This is a genomic window from Breznakia blatticola (genome assembly GCF_004365815.1).
Classification (GTDB): domain Bacteria; phylum Bacillota_I; class Bacilli_A; order Erysipelotrichales; family Erysipelotrichaceae; genus Breznakia; species Breznakia blatticola.
Genome location: NZ_SODD01000046.1, coordinates 1 through 19,874 on the forward strand (window position 1 = coordinate 1; position 19,874 = coordinate 19,874).

The 19,874-nt window shown below is 33.5% G+C and carries 13 protein-coding genes; all 13 read right to left on the bottom strand.

The annotated features are described in order from the left end of the window. Nucleotides 1-67: 67 nt before the first annotated feature. Complete coding sequence (locus EDD63_RS09845) at nt 68-448, bottom strand: PfkB family carbohydrate kinase (protein ID WP_134170966.1); 381 nt, start codon at nt 446-448, stop codon at nt 68-70. Nucleotides 449-552: 104 nt separating this feature from the next. Continuing rightward, on the bottom strand, nt 553-3,207 hold the full coding sequence (locus EDD63_RS09850) for a cation-translocating P-type ATPase (protein WP_134170968.1): 2,655 nt from the start codon (nt 3,205-3,207) through the stop codon (nt 553-555). Nucleotides 3,208-3,358: 151 nt separating this feature from the next. Continuing rightward, on the bottom strand, nt 3,359-5,383 hold the full coding sequence (locus EDD63_RS09855) for an ABC transporter permease (protein WP_134170970.1): 2,025 nt from the start codon (nt 5,381-5,383) through the stop codon (nt 3,359-3,361). Continuing rightward, complete coding sequence (locus EDD63_RS09860; protein ID WP_134170972.1) at nt 5,373-6,140, bottom strand: ABC transporter ATP-binding protein; 768 nt, start codon at nt 6,138-6,140, stop codon at nt 5,373-5,375. The genes EDD63_RS09855 and EDD63_RS09860 overlap by 11 nt, the downstream gene beginning before the upstream one ends. 113 nt (nt 6,141-6,253) lie before the next feature. Next, nucleotides 6,254-6,457: a DUF6440 family protein gene (locus EDD63_RS09865; protein ID WP_134170974.1), complete on the bottom strand. Its 204-nt coding sequence runs from the start codon at nt 6,455-6,457 to the stop codon at nt 6,254-6,256. Nucleotides 6,458-6,465: 8 nt separating this feature from the next. Beyond that, entirely contained in the window at nt 6,466-6,654 is a 189-nt protein-coding gene (locus tag EDD63_RS09870; RefSeq protein ID WP_134170975.1) for a hypothetical protein, read from the bottom strand. 11 nt (nt 6,655-6,665) lie between these two features. Next, on the bottom strand, nt 6,666-7,679 hold the full coding sequence (locus tag EDD63_RS09875; RefSeq protein WP_134170977.1) for a sensor histidine kinase: 1,014 nt from the start codon (nt 7,677-7,679) through the stop codon (nt 6,666-6,668). Then, the gene (locus tag EDD63_RS09880) at nt 7,672-8,343 is read right to left on the bottom strand and encodes a response regulator transcription factor (RefSeq protein ID WP_134170987.1); all 672 of its coding nucleotides are present in this window, start codon (nt 8,341-8,343) and stop codon (nt 7,672-7,674) included. Before EDD63_RS09880 ends, EDD63_RS09875 begins: the two co-directional genes overlap by 8 nt. A gap of 59 nt (nt 8,344-8,402) precedes the next feature. Further along, on the bottom strand, nt 8,403-9,716 hold the full coding sequence (locus EDD63_RS09885) for an RNA polymerase sigma factor (RefSeq protein ID WP_134170979.1): 1,314 nt from the start codon (nt 9,714-9,716) through the stop codon (nt 8,403-8,405). Nucleotides 9,717-9,860: 144 nt separating this feature from the next. Further along, the gene (locus EDD63_RS11585) at nt 9,861-11,267 is read right to left on the bottom strand and encodes a hypothetical protein (protein WP_166667611.1); all 1,407 of its coding nucleotides are present in this window, start codon (nt 11,265-11,267) and stop codon (nt 9,861-9,863) included. 609 nt (nt 11,268-11,876) lie between these two features. Further along, nucleotides 11,877-13,208, bottom strand: coding sequence for an RNA polymerase sigma factor (locus tag EDD63_RS09895; RefSeq protein ID WP_166667612.1), 1,332 nt, complete (start codon nt 13,206-13,208; stop codon nt 11,877-11,879). A gap of 186 nt (nt 13,209-13,394) precedes the next feature. Next, a complete protein-coding gene (locus EDD63_RS09900; protein ID WP_134170983.1) occupies nt 13,395-16,517 on the bottom strand; it encodes an MSCRAMM family protein in 3,123 nt (1,040 codons plus the stop codon). 736 nt (nt 16,518-17,253) lie between these two features. Beyond that, nucleotides 17,254-19,506, bottom strand: coding sequence for a Cna B-type domain-containing protein (locus EDD63_RS09905; RefSeq protein WP_134170985.1), 2,253 nt, complete (start codon nt 19,504-19,506; stop codon nt 17,254-17,256). Between the last annotated feature and the right edge of the window lie 368 nt (nt 19,507-19,874).

The following is a 19,874-nucleotide window of genomic DNA, read 5'->3' on the forward strand; positions in this document are numbered from 1 at the left end:
TTACCTTCCTTATTTTTATATGGTAATCTTACATTTCAATGTATCATCATACATGTAACAATCTAAGTTAGGTGCGCATCGGTTGAATTAAGCCTGATGGTTTGTAATGTAAATCTGCAGCTGTCTTACGATAAAAACTAAAATCTCTTTCTCCATTAGCTGCTAATGATACAAATGCAAGCGACGTATCATAATCTTTACTTTGGTGTAGTTCACTTGTATCCACACCGACTTTTTGTAACGTTTCAACAATATGATCACCAAATGCATCTGCACCTACTTGACTTAAGATTTTAGCATGACCTCCAAGTTTAGCAACTGCACCTGCTACATTGGTTGGTGCTCCACCAACGACTCGATGAAAATTTTCAACATCTTTAAGTCGACACCCTTTTTCTACTGGGATAAAATCAATTAACGCTTCTCCGATTGCACATAGATTTTTCATAACGATACTCCTCAATCCTTTTTATTTAATTGTACACGAATTCTAGTTATCATCCAATGGCTGTAACAAAAACAAGTCAGCATTTTTACTGACTTGTCATTTCTTTATTTCATTTTAAATACTCGTTTTAGTACATATACAATGATGGTTGCAGTAATTGAGAATGTTAGGATATAGATCCAGTTTTCAACTCCTAATGGAACTGTTCCAAGTACATTATTGAATAATGGTACATAGATTGCCACAAGTTGTAATCCTACAGCAACAAGCATTGCTATAATCATGGATTTGTTTTGTAGTAATGTTTTATCCAATCCAAACACTTTTACACGACGTACATTTAGTATATGTAACAACTGCATGATTGCCATCAGTGTAAACGTTGTCGTTTGTGCTTCAATAACAGAAAATCCACGATGTAGTGAAAATGCATAGATTCCAAATGCAGTGAATCCTAGCACAAGACCACTAAGTAAAATTGGCTTTAAGAAACTTGCAGATAATAAACCTTGCCCTTTCTTTCGTGGTGGTTGATCCATAATGTTATCCTCAGCTGGTTCAAAACCTAATGACATTGCTGGTAAGATATCAACAACCAAATTCAGCCATAAAATATGTAAGGGTAATACTGGTAAATCTGGAATCAGGAATAATAAACTTAAGATAATCGAAGTAATCTCTACCATATTACATGAGAATAAATAGTAGACAAACTTACGTATATTGGCAAAGATAATACGTCCTTCTTTAACTGCATCTACAATCGTAGAAAACTTATCTGTTGTAAGAATCATATCAGCAGCTTCTCTAGCTACTTCGGTTCCTCTTACACCCATTGCAATACCAATATCTGCACCATTCAAAGCAGGAGCATCATTCACACCATCACCAGTCATTGCGACAACTTCATTGGTTTCTTGTAATATTTTAACAATATCCAATTTATTACGTGGACTTACTCTGGCAAATACACCTGTACGACATACATCATGATCAAACTTTTGCGTATGTTTTGAATTATCAAACTCAAATCCAGTCATAACATTATCATACGAGCGCATCCCAATTTGCTTTGCGATAACACTTGCCGTTTGTGGGTGATCTCCAGTAATCATTTTTACACGAATTCCTGCTCTTTGACATAAACGAATGGATTCCATAACATCTTTTCTTGGTGGATCAATAATTCCTACCAACCCTAGAATCCGTACATTTCCATCACATGTATTGTTATAGATGGCTTCATTATCATCAATCATCCCAATAGCTAGTACACGCCAACCGTGACTTGCCATTTCCTCGTTTTTTTCACGAATCTTTGCTTTTGTATCTTGGTCATGATGTGACATATCAAGTAGTACATCTGGACCACCTTTAATAAAGGTGTATTTTTGATCACCTTTTTGATACAACGTAATCATATATTTTAATTTTGAATTAAATGGAATTTCATCTAATCGTTCAAAACCTTCATCGTGTAAACGATTTCGACTATAGCCTACCTTATCACCAAGTACAATAAGTGAACCTTCTGTAGGATCACCAATAATACTGTACTCTCCATGCTCCTCTTGTAGGGTGGCATTTGTATTCAGTACTGCTGCATATAAAAACTGTTGTAGTTTTTCAACACTGTCCACTGTAATTGCTGTCCCATCATGTAAGATTTGTCCAGTTGGTTCATATCCACCACCTGTAACTTCATATTCTTGTCCATTTAATAAATAGATGGACTCTACTGTCATTTGATTTTCGGTAAGTGTACCTGTTTTATCCGAACAAATAACACTTGTACTTCCTAGTGTTTCTACTGCATCTAATGTTTTCACTAACGCTTTATGTTCACTCATACGTGACATACCTTTGGCCAGTGTAATTGTGGATACTGCAGGCATTGCTTCTGGAATCGATGCAATTGCTAGTATTAAGGCAACTTGTAAAACAAATGATAATTCACGTCCTGTTGCTAATCCAATCACAATTACAATTAGAGCAAATAGTGCTGCAATTCCAATAAGTAAACGTCCAAGCTTATCAAGTTCTTGATTTAATGGACTTGCCTCTTTTTTGGTTTCTTTTAGTAAACTTGAGATTTGCCCAACTTCACTATAACTTCCGGTAGCAGTAACAATTGCTTTAGCATTTCCTCTAGTAACTGCTGTTCCTGCAAACACATAGTTCTTACGGTCACCTAAAGATACATCTTCATCAAAGGTTAGACTTGCATCCTTACTTGAAGCAATACTTTCACCAGTTAAACTTGCCTCCATACAAGCTAAGTTTGTTGATTCAATTAATCTAGCATCCGCACTAATTGCATCTCCACTTTTTAAAGATAGTAAATCTCCTGGAACCAAATCTTCTGAATTAATTTCCATCAACTGTCCATCACGAACAACATCTGCTTTTGTCTTAATCATGCTTTGTAGTGACTCGACAGATTTTTGTGCCTTTAGTTCTGAAACAAACCCAAAAGCAACTGCTATAAAAACAGCAATTAGTACTGCAATTCCTTCTACTGTATCACCTAGCGCAAACGAAATTGCTGCTGCTGCTAACAATAAATATACAATAATATTATTCAGTTTTTCTAACAATATATGCCATGGTGATACTTTTTTACCACCTTCTAATACGTTCTTTCCATACTCTTCTAAGCGCGTTTCTACTTCCTTACTTGTTAGTCCAACTTGACCATCACTTCCTATATCGACGATGACCTGATCGATCTCACATTTATAATATTCCTTATTTGCCATTGACCCACTTCCTTTCCTTCTTCCTACAAATATCGTAACAAACATGTAATCATATACAAAATGATATGCATAATAAATTATAACTATCACAATGTTTCACAAAGTAGAAAACACAAAAAAAGAAGATGTGTTTACACCTTCCTTAATCTGGTTATTTTGAATGAATAATCTTCTTTGCGCCCACATACGTAACCACAAAGTAACATCCATAAATTAGTAATAATATGGCACATGCAATTGCACTACCTTCAAGAATCGAACTTCTTCCAGTTGTCATAATAATCGCATCAACAAAATGGATTCCCACAAAACTATGTACTAGTGCTAATGCTAATGGAATAAAGAAGTAAATACATAATTGTTTAAATAATGCACGGTTCATCATCACATCATCTGCACCAATTTTATTTAAAATCAAGTACCGTTTTTTATTGTCATTTGCCTTTGTGAGTTGTTGAAGTGCTAATAGTGTCACACTACTTAACATGAAGACAATCCCTAAATAGATACCAACATATGTCACAATAACTGACGTACCTTTATTTCCATCATATATATCTTGACGTGTCGATGCAAAGTAAGAAAAGGTATATCCCTTGTTAGAGAATTGTTCAGTTATTTCGTTTTCTAATGCTTCTCGAATTGCATCATGTTTCGTTTCATCTTTTGCATTTATATTAATTGCATGATAGATAAATGTCGGATCATCAAATTCGATTTCATCATCAACGACACAAATAAATGAATTGTCGATAAGTGGTGATGATGCTAATGTCATTTCAGGTAAATCGATTTCTTTTAAACTAAATGTATATCCTTGAACATTCAATGTACGTTTATTTGCAATATCTTTGCTTATTGGATCACGTAGTTGTACAGATGTTGTATAAGGAACAAGCTCATTTTTCTTTATCTCAATGGGTTTGTAGCCTTGATCAGTAAGCACATCATTGAAATCACTTTCATGTATAAAACTAAGTTCTTCATAGTTAGATTGTTCTGTCATTCCAATTTCTCTATTTGCATAATGATTCACTACATGCTCAAATACGTTATTGTATTCTGCTGTAGGAATTCCTATAGCTACCTTTTTTTGAACCCGAAGTATGCTTGCATCATCTTTGACACTATCTGGTAATTGTAATTCGATGACTTCAATTGGTGTATCTTCACGATATTGTCTATATTCAACACTTACATCATATGGTGTTGATTGTTTTAATGATTTATTAATCGTTGCATTCAAACTCAATCCTGTACATAACGCTCCAATTGATAATAGAAGTAGAATACAAACAAAGCTCATTGAAATGAAGTTGCTTTTAATACTTGCATTTACCTCTTTCAAGACAAACATATTTAAACCTTTGTAGTATAGTTTTTTACTGCTCGATACAAAGCGTAACATAAATCCTGCCAAACTTAGGAAGAATAGTAGTGTTCCAATACAACCAAAAGAAACTACAAATATGAATTTATTACCAAGCACATTAAATGGATCGGTCCACGCATGGTAATAAGAAACACCTAAACAAACTAATGAAACAATAAAAATTAGTACATAAATACCCACGTATTTAATGTGAATCTCTTCATTTTTGCGGTCTGCATATAATAAATCAATCAGTTTAAATTTTGATAGTATTACTATATTTAGTAACATGGCAAGAAAAAATACCAGACCAAAACATAAGATTGTCAGTATTAGTGCCTCAAATGAGAACACAAAACGATAGTTCAGTTGCACTTCAAACAAACTTGCAGTTGCGATCGTTAACACTTGTGATAATGCAATGCCAAATACAATTCCAACAACTAGTGATAATAAACCAATAATAAATGTTTCATATAATAGAATTCTTGCCATCTTGGATTTTTCCATTCCAAGTAGCATATACGTTCCAAACTCTTTTTTTCTACGCCGTACAAGAAAACTATTGGCATACATAATAAGAAAGCATAGTACTACAGCTACAAACACTGACATATATCCCATGATTTCTGTAAGTAACTTCATAATTTCTGATTGTGAAGTTGTCATTTCAATGACAGCTTGTTGTTCCGTAAATGAGTTAAATGCAAAGAATAAACAAACCGAGAACGCTAAAGTAAGAAAGTAAATAAAATAATCTTGAAAACTCTTACGTACGTTCTGTAAAGCAATTTTAAAGTACATTAGAGATGTCACCTCCTAATAAGGTAACAACTTCAATGATTTGATCAAAAAACTGTTTACGACTTTGATTTCCTTTGTAGATTTCATTGAAGATCTTCCCATCTTTAATAAATAATATACGATCACAGAAACTTGCAGTAAACGTATCATGTGTAACTAGTAAGATGGTACTGTTATACTCTTTATTTAACTTTTCTAATGATTCAAGTAACATTCGACTTGATTTACTATCTAATGCTCCTGTTGGTTCATCTGCTAAAATCAAACTTGGATTATGAACCAAAGCACGTGCAGCAGCAACTCTTTGGCGTTGTCCTCCTGACATTTGATATGGATATTTTGGAAGTACTTCTTCAATATCTAATTTCTTTGCAACTTCTTTTACTTGTGCATCAATCTTCTTTGGATTTACCTTTTGAATCGTCAATGCTAGTGCAATATTTTCAAATGCTGTTAGTGTATCAAGTAAGTTAAAGTCTTGGAAAATAAATCCCAATTGTTCGCGACGAAATTTACTTAGCTTTTGTTTTTTCAATTCTGTAATATTTGTATCATCAATTACAATATTTCCACTTGTTACTTTATCAATAGTAGACACACAGTTTAATAAGGTTGTCTTTCCAGATCCACTTGGACCCATGATTCCAACGAATTCACCTTCGTTTATATCAAAGGTAATTCCGTCAATTGCCTTTGTTAAGTTATCCTTATTCCCATAATATTTCTCAATATTTTGAACATTTAATACTTGTTTCATTATGTTCTCCTCCTGTATGTAACTATCATAAACTTTCTATCTTTAGTATACACGCGAACTATCTTACACTTTCCTTACATTTTTGTAAGAAAGAAAAAAGGTGCGATAGCACCTCACTGATGAGAATCAATTTCTCCCATCATATATTTTGTAATAACGACATTCCCATGACTATCTAAGAGTGGTGTTAATCCACTTCCTTCAGGAGTATTGACCAATAAATAATTGACCCCCGTAATTTGATCTTCAAGAATACGGATACCTTGAAGTGTTGTTTCTTCGTGGACAATAACAAATCGTTCCTTATCTGTACGCATGATTCCTCCTAGTGAAATAAAATAAAGTAGATAACATAGACCCAACCAAGCAAACCGTGAACGATTGCCCAACCAATACTATGCCATGTTGTATAGCTTATCACCATTGCTAGTGCACTACCAAAGGACAATCCTTGTTTGATCGTCTTATTCACAATTGTTGTTTTGCCATCTGCACGGCGTTCATATTCTGACATAGCTTCTCCTCTTACAATAAGTTTTTATAAAATCGACTATTGGGAATTGTTATACTCACACAAGTACCTTTATGTACTGTACTATCTAGTCGTATAGACATATAAAGCTTGTCACATAACGCTTTACATAAATACAATCCCATACCTGTTGCTTTCTTTTCCAATCGTCCATTTTCACCAGTAAATCCACGATCAAATACTCGAGAAACATCTTTTGGATCAATTCCTATTCCTGTATCTGAAATACGCACTTCAAGATCTTGATCATGTACTACAGTATCAATATGGATAGATCCACCAACATCTGTATACTTTAATGCATTATCTAATATCTGATGCAAAATGAATTCTAACCATTTACTATCCATCGTGATCATGTGATCACTATTCGTAATTGATAATTTAATTTCTTTATAAATGAATCGCTGCTTTAAACGACGTACAGCTGCATTGATACTATCACTAAGCTGGATTTCTTTTAATACATAATCGCGTGAAGGATCACTACTTTTTGCATAATATAAAGCTTGCTCAATATAATCATTCATCCGCTCGATTTCCAAGTCCAAAGCTTTACTTATTCCACTTGGATGATTGGTATTCATCAATTTCGCAGCGGTCAATGGACTTTTTATCTCATGAATCCACATTTCGATATATTCTTTATAATCTTTTTCACGTTTCTCATATGTTGCAATTCGATCATTGTAGTTTTTATTAATTTCTTCTAAGGTTTGATATAGAATTCTACCTTCTTGAAATTCTGGTTCATCAATAACTTCGATTAATAAACTTTTTTGATCCAGTCGTTCCAACTGGTCTTTAAGTTGTTTATAGTACCCATTTTTTTGTCGATACTCAATAAATAAAAAGCCAAAGATAAATGACCATATACTAACAAGAAAAAGTATAACGGTATCTATGCTTAGTTTAGAAGCAAGTAAAAAGAATCCTTGCAACGCACTTAACAATGCACCTAAAACTAAAATATAAAAATGCTCTTTTAGATATGTATACTTACTCATTAATTAAATACCCCATACCACGTTTTGTTTCAATAAAGTTTTCCAAATCAATATATGCAAGTTTCTTGCGTAGACGATTCATGTTTACCGTTAAGGCATTATCATCCACAAACATATCACTATCCCACATCTCCGACATCAACTCTTCACGTAAAACAATACGATTTTTATGTTTGAATAATGTCGTCATAATGCGCAGTTCATTTTTTGTGAGTTCAATACTTTGTTTATTGTAAGTAAGTGTACTTTTTGCGACGTCCAGTTGGACACCCGCAACAAATAATTTACTACCATTATCCCCTTCATAGCTACGATTTAATAATCGTTCCATGCGTGCAAGTAAAATTTGTAAGTTATATGGTTTTGAGACAAAATCATCTGCGCCCATATGCATACTCATCAACTCATCTAAATCTGTATTACGACTGGTAACAATGATCATTGGTACATTGCTTTGCTTACGTACTTCTTTGGCAATATGATTCCCATCAATACCCGGCAAGTTCAAATCAAGCAAAATCAAGTGTACATCACTATCAAGAATTTGCTTGCTCACATCACAAAAATCCACAACGGTTTGGACATCATATCCATTGGTTTGTAGAAACGTTGCAAGTTCATCACGAATATTAATTTCATCTTCAACAATTAAGATTTTATACATATTTTTATTATACATGAATTTTGTGGTAAAGCGACAAAAACGAGCATTCGCTCGTTCTCTCATGATTCATCATGTAATGTAATCTCTAACTCATTTCCTGCATAATCAGAAATATAAAGTACACCTGTTACTCCATATGGACAAGTTAGAATCATTTGATTCAATGATGGATGTATCGTTATTTCTTTGTTGATACGTACTCCATTTTCATAATAGCGAATACTTTCAAAGTTAACTTGTGATGCATCATCAGAAACATAAATTGTATACGTTGTTCCATCAATTTCATACCCTTGAACTACCGGACTATGCATATCAAATGTAGAAATACTCACGATTCGCTCATCAATTTGTTTGCCATCCTTCATTAGAGTTACACTATAACTTCCATTACTTGCGATGACTAGACTCTCTTGATTATTCACAAGAATTTGATCATACTCCATATTGGATGTAGTTACAGTTAGTGTAATTGGCTGATTTGTCCAATTTGTTGGATGCTGAATATCTGTAATACTTGCGAGTTCTTGTACAACAGGTTGTACATCTTGTATTTCAGGTGCTACTGCTGGCTGTTTTTCTTCTTGATTTAACATGATTGCACCTACAACACCACTTACTCCAATCGTGGAAGCAAGTGCAATTTTTGCCCCTACACCAATTCCTACTTTACTTCCTGCTGCTGCACTTCCTACACCTATTGCACTTGTTTGTAATGCGAGATTGATCACTGGAGCATGAATATTCTTTGCTGCTGAAGCATATGCAACTTGAATTAGCATTGGTGAAATTGCAAATCCCGGTAATGATTTTGCACTAATCCCCTGTTTTTCCAACATTACTTTTAGTTTACTACGAAGATGATTCAATCGTGAATATACCGTACCTTCAGGTATTTGTAAAATGTATGCAATCTCACTTACTTGAAGTTCATCATAGTATCGCAAGAGTGCAACATTTCGTAATGACGCATTTAAAGAATGAATGCAATTATATACGATTGCTTGCATCTCTTTATTCTCTATGATTTCTTTTGCTGTTTGTTGATTTACATCTTCGAAATCTTCCACGCGAACATCATCTCCTAAATCCAGTAGTTTCTTTTTCTTACGCTCATAATCATGGCAAATATTCATTGTAATACGTTTCATCCAAGTATAGAATGCTTCAGGACTCTCCAATGTATCAATCTTGTTGTAAATACGGATAAATACATCTTGAACAACATCTTTTGCTGTATGTTCATTATGAAAATAATCCCATGCTGTAAAATATACATTGTTTGCATATATCTCGTACAATTTCTGAAATGCCTCTTGATCGTTTTGCTTAACTCGATTCACTAACTCTACTACTTCTCTTTTCTCTTTCATCGAACACCCCTCACACAAACTACCAGTTCTAAATCTTTTTCTTTCATACAATTATGTCGCTACCCAAATGGATGAAAGAATTATGTAGTATTTGACACAAAACGAGGCAAATGGTTATGCCTCATTTTGCGCTGCCCATAATATTTAGTTTTCTTTCTTTTTCTTAATTGCGATTGCACCAATGGCAACACCACTAATCAATAAAGTGTATAGAAGTGTATTTGTTGTATATACATCACCAGTTGCAACACTTGGTTTACTTGATAATCCTTTCGATGGATCATTTACTGGTTCAGTTGGTGTCGGTTTAACTGGATCCACTGGTTTTACTGGATCAATTGGATCTATTGGATCAACTGGGTCCACTGGATCGATTGGATCGACAGGGTCAACAATCGGTGGTTGTTTTATACTAACCTTGGATACGATAAACATATACTCTTCTCTTTTTGCATCATCACCAACTACATACCCATCTGGAGAAAATAGTCTTTGTGGGCGAACTTTAATTTCATCAACTCTGTAGTAATAGTTTAGTGCTTCTAGTTCAGCGGCACGTAAAATAAAACTATGTTTATCTAGTACTTCCCAATTACAATCTTCGTGTAATTCAACTTTATTCATATTAATACCATCAATAGTTACTACATACCCATCATCTGTTTCGTCAGCAATTAAATCAATTACATTCGACTTTATCGCAAAATCTGCTTTTGTACTTCTATCATAGAATCTGTACTGTACGGGATCACCACCAATTTCCAAAAATGGAAATTGATTTCCACCTAATATAACTGATAAATAATCATAATTTGAATCTGCCAGAAAATACGGATTACTAAAAAGAGTATTAAGAATTCCAACCGTATGAACATCAGATAAATCGAAATATTCATCTGTGATTGGAACACTTTCAATATCTATAGAACCAGTCACCTTAACTGCACCGTTAATACTCGTAAGTTTTGGTAATGAAGATAATGAAAATACATCAATTTCACTTTCTTCATGTAGTATCAACGATGAAAGACTATCCATCGCCCATAAATTTAATTCTCCTATTTCACGCATATGTGAAACATCAACACTTGTAACATTAGGAACTACAGACAATGTTAAATAATACATGAAATCTAGTGCATCTAAATTTACTGTCTTAAGATCATCTGTTTCATATACTTCTAAGGCATTTAGTTTGCTTCCTTCAGGTATTACTAAATTTGAACCTTTAAAATGCCCTAAAGTAAGAGATTTTGTCTCCAGTAATTCAATTCCTTTGAAATCACGAATATCATATTCATCGCAATCAATATCTAGATCTTTAAATGGATTATTGGTTGCAAGTTCTTCCTTTGTGATGATACCATCACTTGCAATTTCTTTACTTTCTACATAACTTCTAAAATTTGCATCAGGAAAATTTTCCTTTGTAACATGCACATCACTATCTACAACATTCATAGGTTGTAATGTTTCCAAATGTTGTACATTTGGTTGCATGATTCCTAGTGATAATGAAATCATGGCTACTGTTTTCAATACTAAATTCATTCCTTCTCCTCCTGTTAATATTTTATTAACCACACAACAATCCTTAACACTTTCTTGCACACGGATAGCAACGAGATCGATTATTCATATTAAGGATCCAAGAATATTCAGTTGAATATTTCTTTCAATACATAGACGTAGCACATTTCGCTAACCATCAAACTTTTTTTACTTTTTATCAGCTCCTTACTTTTGCATATAAAAAAACAGCTCGCACAATTTTGAACTGTTTGTAAGGTTAAGCTATATTTGTCTAATTATACCGATATGACAAAAACTGTAATTTGGATAGACTAAAAAAATCCCTATTACATTACTTTCCATTATTGGCACATATACACATAGAGTACACACATACTCTACTTTCATAGTAAACAAGAAAATGAAAACTGTAAAGAAAAAGGATAGATATCTTTATTGTGATATTTTATGTATGTTATAGATAATCCAGCAAAAAGAAAACAGCCTTTGCGTTCAGGGTAGCAAAAGACTGTTCTCCAACTTCGTTTATGTGTGATGGAAGTTTTGAAGGTATGATTTTCCCTCTTGTATCACCCTTCACTTATTAGACGCTTTTTATAACGTATATCTTCAAAAAAGTTTGTTTTTTTATCCATTACCATCCCGGAGTACCAATTTTAGCTCGTTTCCAGCATGATCATAGATGTAGACAATCTCTCTACTTCCGTATGCGCAATCAAGCGAAATGGTATTTGTTGATGGATCAAAACGAATGTCTTTTTGAATATACTTCCCGTCTTTCTCACATACCGTTTGTGAGAAATCAATTCCGGATAGTGCATCAGCTAATGTAATCGTATATGATGTTTGGCTAATTGTATAATCAGGTACTGTTGGACTTGCAAAATCAAAGTTTTCAATACTTACTCTTTGCTCATCAATTTGTTTTCCTTCATACATCAAAGTGACTACATATTCACCATTATCTACAACTGTTAAATCTTGATTTCCATTAAGTAGTATTTCATCATATACATCACTTGTCGTTGTTACTTGCAAAGTGTATGCCGTATTCGTCCAAGCCGTTGGATATGTAATATCTTTTATTTTTGCATGTTCTTTTACTGCAGTTGCTGGTTGTTGAACAATTGGATCTGGGTGATTATCTTCTAATGGCGCACTTTGTGGTTGATTAAAAAAGTATAATCCTACTAAACTTGCTACACCAACAGTGGAAACGAGTGCTACCTTAGTTGATGCCATCCACCCAGATTTCGTACTTGCCGTTGTTAATGCTTCTTTACTTACTCCAATAAGCGCAGCAGAAGACATAGTTACAGGAACTGAAATATGATTTGCACCAGCTTCAAAAGCAAGTTTCAATAACGTCGGAGTTAATACAAAACCTGACAAACTACGAGAAGATATCCCTTGTTCTTCAAGTACTTCTTTTAACTTTGCCTTCATACTATGTAATCTAGAATGTACAGTTCCTTCAGGAATTTGTAATACATCAGAAATCTCAGAAACCGATAGTTCATCATAATATCGAAGAATTCCAACCGTACGAAGTGGTGTACGTAACGATTGTATCCCTTCATATATGGTTTGTTGAAGTTCTTTATTTTCTAAAATTGCGCTAGCATCTTTTTGATTGAAGTCCTCAAAGTCTTCTATTGTATATTCACTTCCCAAATCTACTACCTGGTCTTTCTTTTTATCATAGTCATAACATACATTATAGGTAATTCGAATAATCCAAGTATAAAATGCACCTGGATTATCTAATTTATGAATGTTTTTATGTATTCGAATAAACACATCTTGAACAACATCACGTGCAGTCACTTCATCATGAAAATAGTTTAGCGCTTTGAAATACACATTATTTACATACGCTCGATATAGTTCTTCAAATGCTTCTTGGTTTCCTTCTTTTACCTTCACTATCAGGTCTTTTAATTTCTCTTTATCTTTCATTTCACACATTTCCTTGATTTATTTTATTTATAACGGCATAGCGCCACTTCACTAATTATTGCTACCCTTCAAATCGAATATCATGTATCGAATAATAGAAATTTTGTCCCCCTTAGTCTTTGATATAGCTTTAGCTTTCAATGTTGGTAAGGAGGACATTTCATTTATGTTAAGAAATATTTATGTTTATTTCTTTTGTAGTTTCTTGCGTGCAAATAATAAGCAAATAACAAACCCGCTCATCATTACACAAGCAAGTAATGCATTAGCTGCACTTACATCACCTGTTTTCACACTTGGAATCACATCTAATTCCTTCACTGGAGATGTTGATGGTAATTCTGTAAATGGATCTTCAGGTTTTTCTGGTGTTGGTGGAGTTTCTTTTGGATCTTCCACTTTCTTCGTATTATATGCTTTTACAACAATCACACCAGTTGTATCTTTTGTAACTTCAAATTCTACATTGGTTGCATCTAATACATATCCTTCAGGTGCTCCTACTTCTTTAAAGTAGTATGAACCTTCTGGTAAGTCTTTTACTTCAATGCGTCCATCTGCATTTGTTGTATATACCTCATCATTTACTTTTGTTGCATTTCCTTTTTCATCTACAACGTATAGATCAAATTCAGCACCCTCTAATGTAATCGCTTCATTACTATCTGTATCATACTTAATTAACTCTACATCTGCAACATTTGGTGGAGTTTTCGTATTGTATGCTTTTACGATGACTTTCGTATTTGTGTTTTCATCAATTTCAAACATCACTTTTGCATCATCTAAGTCATATCCATTTGGTGCTTTTACTTCTTTAAAGTAATATGAACCTTCAAGTAGATCTTCAACTGTGATTTTTCCATCTTTATCTGTAACATATGGAGTTGTGTTTACTTTCGTATCACCATTAGTAGCATCCACGACATATAAATCAAATTCTGCTCCTTCTAATGTTACTGATTCATTTGTATCTGCGTCATATTTAATCAGTTGAACATCTTCTGTATGTGGTGGGATTTTTTTATTATATGCTTTCACTTGCATCGTTGCTTTATCATCTTTGCTGATTGTAAATGGAATATGTTTGTCATCTAGCTCATATCCTGAAGGAGCTTTTACTTCTTTAAAGTAATATGAACCTTCAAGTAAATCATTTACTTCGATTTCACCATACATATTTGTTGTGTATGGTGTGCTATTCATTTTTGTATCACCATTATTATCCACTAGATATAAATCAAACTCAGCACCTTCAAGCGTAGTTGTTTCATTGCTGTCTAGATCATATTTTGTTAATTCTACACCACCAGTATATATTTTTTGGTTATACACAGTTGTATACACAACCTTTTGTGCATTTGCTTGTTCGATAACTTCAAATACAATCGGTTCATTAGACTCTACACCATTGTGTTGATAAACCGCACCGCTCATTTCATAATTTGGTGCTGCTTTTACTTCCTTCCAATAGTAGTAACCATCTTCAAGTCCACTAACAGTAATCATTCCCCAACTATTTGTAGCTCTCTTTGCAACGAGTGTATCACTACTACTTGGTGTTGTTCCATTTGCTACTTTATATAATTCGAATTCTGCATTTGCGATAGTCAGTTGATTCTCTTCATCTTTAGTTGCTAAATCGTATTTATACAGTCCAGCACTTCCTTTTGCACCACCAATAATGGTTCCACTATATTCGCTAAACGAAAGTTTAATCTCATTTGATTGCTCACTATTGTTGTTCCAGTATAAGTGTGCTTGATTCGTATATTCTGCACCTTCTGCCATTCCCTCAGGAAATCTTGCTTTAAAGTTTACACGGTATGCAGGAATTACATAATCAACAGCTGCTAACTCTTTATCTAAATACTCAGCTTGTTTATCTGTATAGTAACGGTATTTTACGTCTACACCATTTTCCTCTTTTTCATACGTTAATGTCTTTAAATATGCCAAGAATTTACTATCACCGTTTGTTGGTTCTTGCGCCTTTACTGCTGGTAAATCTGTGAACTTAGCACCAACATATGATTTACTCGTTGGATCTTTATCTCCTAAATCACCAAAATAAACTATCATTGTTGTTTTATCTAAACCGTTTGTATCTTTTTCACGATATAAAACAAGCGATTGACGATCCACATTCTCTAAAAATGCTGCCTTAAATTCATCATAGCTTAGACCAGTTGCAAATGAATAGTTATCATTTAACTTTAATGTCTCTGTACTGTCTTTATGATATTCGACTTTATCAAAGATACCTCTGGTATCTGCTCCATTTGTTTTATCTTCTGTATATAAAGCATACCATGCATATTGGCGATCTGAATATGCTCCTATTCCACCATTGTCAATATTTCGTTCTTCATAATCCAATTCATTTCCATCTTTATCTGTAGTCGCAAATACACGCATAATATGTTGAATTGAAATGGAATCAATTGTTTGGTTATAAGTCAATTCATCTTCCATGTACATTTTTGCACGTGCATTTGTAATTTTTCCAGACTCATCTTTTCTTCCATTGTATAAAGATATATTGTAATCTACACCTAAGTTAATCGTCCAACTTGTATACCCTTCTTTCTCATAGAAGACACCTTCTTTTGAGATTTTTGTAGAATTATCATATGGATTTGCCCCAGTATCTTCAACTGGTTGTTTTTCTGGTGTTTGAATGTTACCTCCATCAAGAATCGCATTACCATTGATTACAAGTCCTGAATCTAAACCATTTCCAATAATTTTACCTTCTGCACTTACTGATCCACCTTTAACTACATATGGACTATTTGGATCTTCTCCAGCAGGAAGTTCTAAAATTGTAATTGCAATTGTTGTTGTTCCCGTTTTGTCATCTGTTTTAATGGTAAATTCTGCAATTTTATTATTCGATCCATCATATAATGGAAATGATTTATCTGCAGTATCAAATACAAGTCCAAACCCTTGACCTGGTACTTTCGAATTATTAATTTCTTCAATTACAAATTTAAATGTATCGCCTTCTTTAAGCAAATTATCACCATCTGTAACATTTGTATATAAAGCTTCCCAAGCAATATTTAGTCTAACTTGACTATAGTTTTTTACTTGATAATTACCTTCTAGGTCAACCAAATCTTTGATATCCACAAAATTTAGTCCATTTGTTACTTCCACAGTTACCGTTGGTGCTTTAATCTTGTGATATGCATTACCGTAATCTACATCACCTTCTGCTGCTAGTGCTGTTCCACCACTAGCAAATATCATGTTAATCATCATAAAAGCCGCTAATAAAACACTAAAAAATTTCTTCTTCATAACTTGTCTCCTTATCTTTCACACATACAATTCACACACTGACCAAGTTTGTAATTCACTGCCTACTTTGCTTACACATTCAAAGTGCAACGAGAGTTCCATATCCTAGAAATCTATCTTTGAAGTCATCTACACAAACAGTTATCTATCAAAACACTAAAAAAGAGTGTCTATGCTATGTTGAACAACAAGACACTCTTAAAAAATGTTGCCATTTTTCACCTAGAGAGTTTCCTTACCCACACATAACACACTGATATTTACACACTTTAACTCAATTTTGTATATCTTTCCCACTCCACACAAGTTCAAGTATTGAAAAGCAACCTTTAATTTTGAAGATTGCTTTCAGACTTCAAATTAAATGTGTGTATGGAAGTCCTGAAGTTCAACTCTTTATTTTCTTTTTTCTATGAGTATCGCTTCATTTATATAGACTTCAATTTTTCTAAAATCTTCGGAAATTTATAATTTTTTTTCATTTTTTATTCAAATTTAATACCATTACTATTTGATTGATAGTTTTGATTGTTGTAAGGTGTATTTCAATCAAAACAAAAGAACAATTTCTCGTTCTTTTTAAAATATATAATCGTATCTTATTATCATATTTAACAGTATATAAGATACGATTGTTATTGTCCACTAAGTTACATTATATAACAATTAGTTATAACTAAATAAACATATTGTTAATAACCTATAGTTTTAAACGTGAGAGTAACACTCATGTTTCTTATACTTTGCGTCTTCTACGAATTGCTACTAGTATACATAGAGATATCCCACTAACAATCATCATTGCATATAGTATCGCTTTTGGACTTTGATCACCAGTACTCACTTTGCTTGAGGATACCACTGATGGATTAATAAGCAATTCCTTCTCTGGTTTCTTTGAAGGATTTGCTGGTGTCACAATTTCGGGTTGTTTAATCACTGGTGTTTCTACTACTGGTGGTTGTTCTATCATTGGATCTTCTGGTACAACAACTTCCTTCTTGTACGTATTAATAATCGTAAAATCCGTTTCTGTATTTTTTATTACTTTGGATGTATAGTTATTTGCTACTTCAAGTTCCACAACTGTATAGGTTACCGATTTCCCATTAACTAACAACGGTAAATCATTCCATGTATATGTCCAATGATCTTGTTTTGTCACTATTGCATCAAATGTCGCAATTGCTACATGTTCATCTGTAGACTGAATCAGTTGAACCTTGATTTCATCAGGACGAATATCTAAATCATCATTCTCCCATTCTTTACTTACTGAAATGGATGTAAGTGGAAGTTTATATGTATTGGTAATTGTATAGTCATTTTTTGCATGTTCCTCAACACTTGCTGTGTAATTTTCTGCTACATGAATTTCATTTACCGAATATGTAACTTCTTTATTTCCTTGAAAAGCAGGTAAATCATCCCATTGATATTCCCACACATTGTTGAGATCTTTTTCTATTTTTACGGTGTCCACAATTGATGTATTTCCATCAACTGATTTTTGTAATTGCACTTCAACAAATGATGGACGTACCCACTGATCATCATCACCAGCCCACTTCTTAGTTACATGTACACTGGTTCTTGGTACTTGATACGTATTTACAATCGTGAAATTATTAAATGAATTTTCAATTACTGTCTCAGTATAGTTATTTGGTACACTTGCTTCATGTACTGAATATGTTACATATGTAGTACCTTCCAGCATTGGTAAATTGGTGAACTCATATTGCCATTGATTTTTTGCATTCAAATCAATTTGACCAATTTGCACTGGGCTTCCACCTTTTAGTGTTTTGTATAAATTCACAGTTACAGTTTCTGGATGTGTAATTTCTGGATCATCACTTTCCCATACTTTATGAACTTTCACGCTAGTTGATGCATCACCAGAACCAACTCCACCAGTTACAAGACGTTGATCATATGCTTCGATTGTCCCAGATTCATAGTTATCTCCTTCAATCGTAGCTTTATTTAAATAGATTTGTGAAACTTTATTGTCTAAGATGCGTGTAGAATACTTAATATATAAAGATTTTCCATCCGCTTTCGCTTCTTGTTTTGTTGCTTCATCATTTGGGGTAAATACTCCACCGTTTTCTGGTAATGCTGTGGATGCACCACTAACAAGATTACCCAAATGTACTGTAAATCCATCACTTTGAAGTACAAATCGCTCTGGATTTGTATTTGATGTATAGTATCCAAAATACTTCCAAGATGATGCTCCTTTATCATTCCAATCAATACGTGCGACTTGCACTGTGATTGCTGGCTTTGTTGGATCATCTACTACAAGTTCATGTTTTCCAATAATTTCATCAATGACACTCGCATTGTAAATATCCTCAGCAGCAACATTTACACGAATCGTCCAATCGATAGTATTGGTTGTCGTATTCGCTGTTCCCCACTTTGTGATTTTTTCATCACGTGGTTCATAATTTGCTTTACCTACCCAAACATCTTGACTACTTGTATCACTGAATTGAAGTACAAGATCTTCAGCACCTGCTACTTCATTGCGATCCCATGATGCAACAACAAAAAAGTATCCTTTACGATTCTGCTTATTCTTAAAATAATCATTGAATGTAATGGTAATACTCTTATCTGATGCATTCATACTTGCATTTGCAACTACAATTTCCGTTTCATTATTTTCTGCGTCAATTTCTTTAAGCTCAAATTCAAGATTTTTCACACTTAATTGCGAAGGTAGTTGAATAACTACAGTATCTCCACTATTTACTTCATAAGTATCATCAAATGCATATTCATAATACACACGCATCGAATCATAGTATCCATAGTATTGACTATCTTCACCTGTATACGTTGTTACTTTTCCACTTACGATAAAATCGTTTTGTGAAATGCTACCTTGTGCTTCTGTAGCTAGTATTTTTCCCGTGTACGAGAACATTCCTGCAAGCACAAAAAAAACTACCACAATTTTACTTATTTTCCTCATGGTTCCTCCTTATAAAACACACTTTGGTTTCACACACCAATTGTCTCTTTCAAGACTCAGCGAGGCTATTATACTATGTTCATTTCAATTTTTCCAATGTAATAATATTTTTCTTTAAAACAAAAAGAAAAGCAATCCAGGTAGCATATGGATTGCTTTTCAAACTTCTTGGTGTGTGTGTGAAGTCCAAAAGGATAACTCATATTGAGTACCCTTTCACCTTAATAGACTCTTTGAATAAAGAAAATCTTCACTTTTTTCGATTATTTTATAATGGCTTAATTCAACCGATGCGCACCTAACTTAGATTGTTACATGTATGATGATACATTGAAATGTAAGATTACCATATAAAAATAAGGAAGGTA

What these genes read in the sequence shown, in the direction of transcription:
- EDD63_RS09845 (WP_134170966.1), bottom strand. Translation starts at nt 448, where the DNA reads ATGAAAAATCTATGTGCAATCGGAGAAGCGTTAATTGATTTTATCCCA.
- EDD63_RS09850 (WP_134170968.1), bottom strand. Translation starts at nt 3,207, where the DNA reads ATGGCAAATAAGGAATATTATAAATGTGAGATCGATCAGGTCATCGTC.
- EDD63_RS09855 (WP_134170970.1), bottom strand. Translation starts at nt 5,383, where the DNA reads ATGTACTTTAAAATTGCTTTACAGAACGTACGTAAGAGTTTTCAAGAT.
- EDD63_RS09860 (WP_134170972.1), bottom strand. Translation starts at nt 6,140, where the DNA reads ATGAAACAAGTATTAAATGTTCAAAATATTGAGAAATATTATGGGAAT.
- EDD63_RS09865 (WP_134170974.1), bottom strand. Translation starts at nt 6,457, where the DNA reads ATGCGTACAGATAAGGAACGATTTGTTATTGTCCACGAAGAAACAACA.
- EDD63_RS09870 (WP_134170975.1), bottom strand. Translation starts at nt 6,654, where the DNA reads ATGTCAGAATATGAACGCCGTGCAGATGGCAAAACAACAATTGTGAAT.
- EDD63_RS09875 (WP_134170977.1), bottom strand. Translation starts at nt 7,679, where the DNA reads ATGAGTAAGTATACATATCTAAAAGAGCATTTTTATATTTTAGTTTTA.
- EDD63_RS09880 (WP_134170987.1), bottom strand. Translation starts at nt 8,343, where the DNA reads ATGTATAAAATCTTAATTGTTGAAGATGAAATTAATATTCGTGATGAA.
- EDD63_RS09885 (WP_134170979.1), bottom strand. Translation starts at nt 9,716, where the DNA reads ATGAAAGAGAAAAGAGAAGTAGTAGAGTTAGTGAATCGAGTTAAGCAA.
- EDD63_RS11585 (WP_166667611.1), bottom strand. Translation starts at nt 11,267, where the DNA reads ATGAATTTAGTATTGAAAACAGTAGCCATGATTTCATTATCACTAGGA.
- EDD63_RS09895 (WP_166667612.1), bottom strand. Translation starts at nt 13,208, where the DNA reads ATGAAAGATAAAGAGAAATTAAAAGACCTGATAGTGAAGGTAAAAGAA.
- EDD63_RS09900 (WP_134170983.1), bottom strand. Translation starts at nt 16,517, where the DNA reads ATGAAGAAGAAATTTTTTAGTGTTTTATTAGCGGCTTTTATGATGATT.
- EDD63_RS09905 (WP_134170985.1), bottom strand. Translation starts at nt 19,506, where the DNA reads ATGAGGAAAATAAGTAAAATTGTGGTAGTTTTTTTTGTGCTTGCAGGA.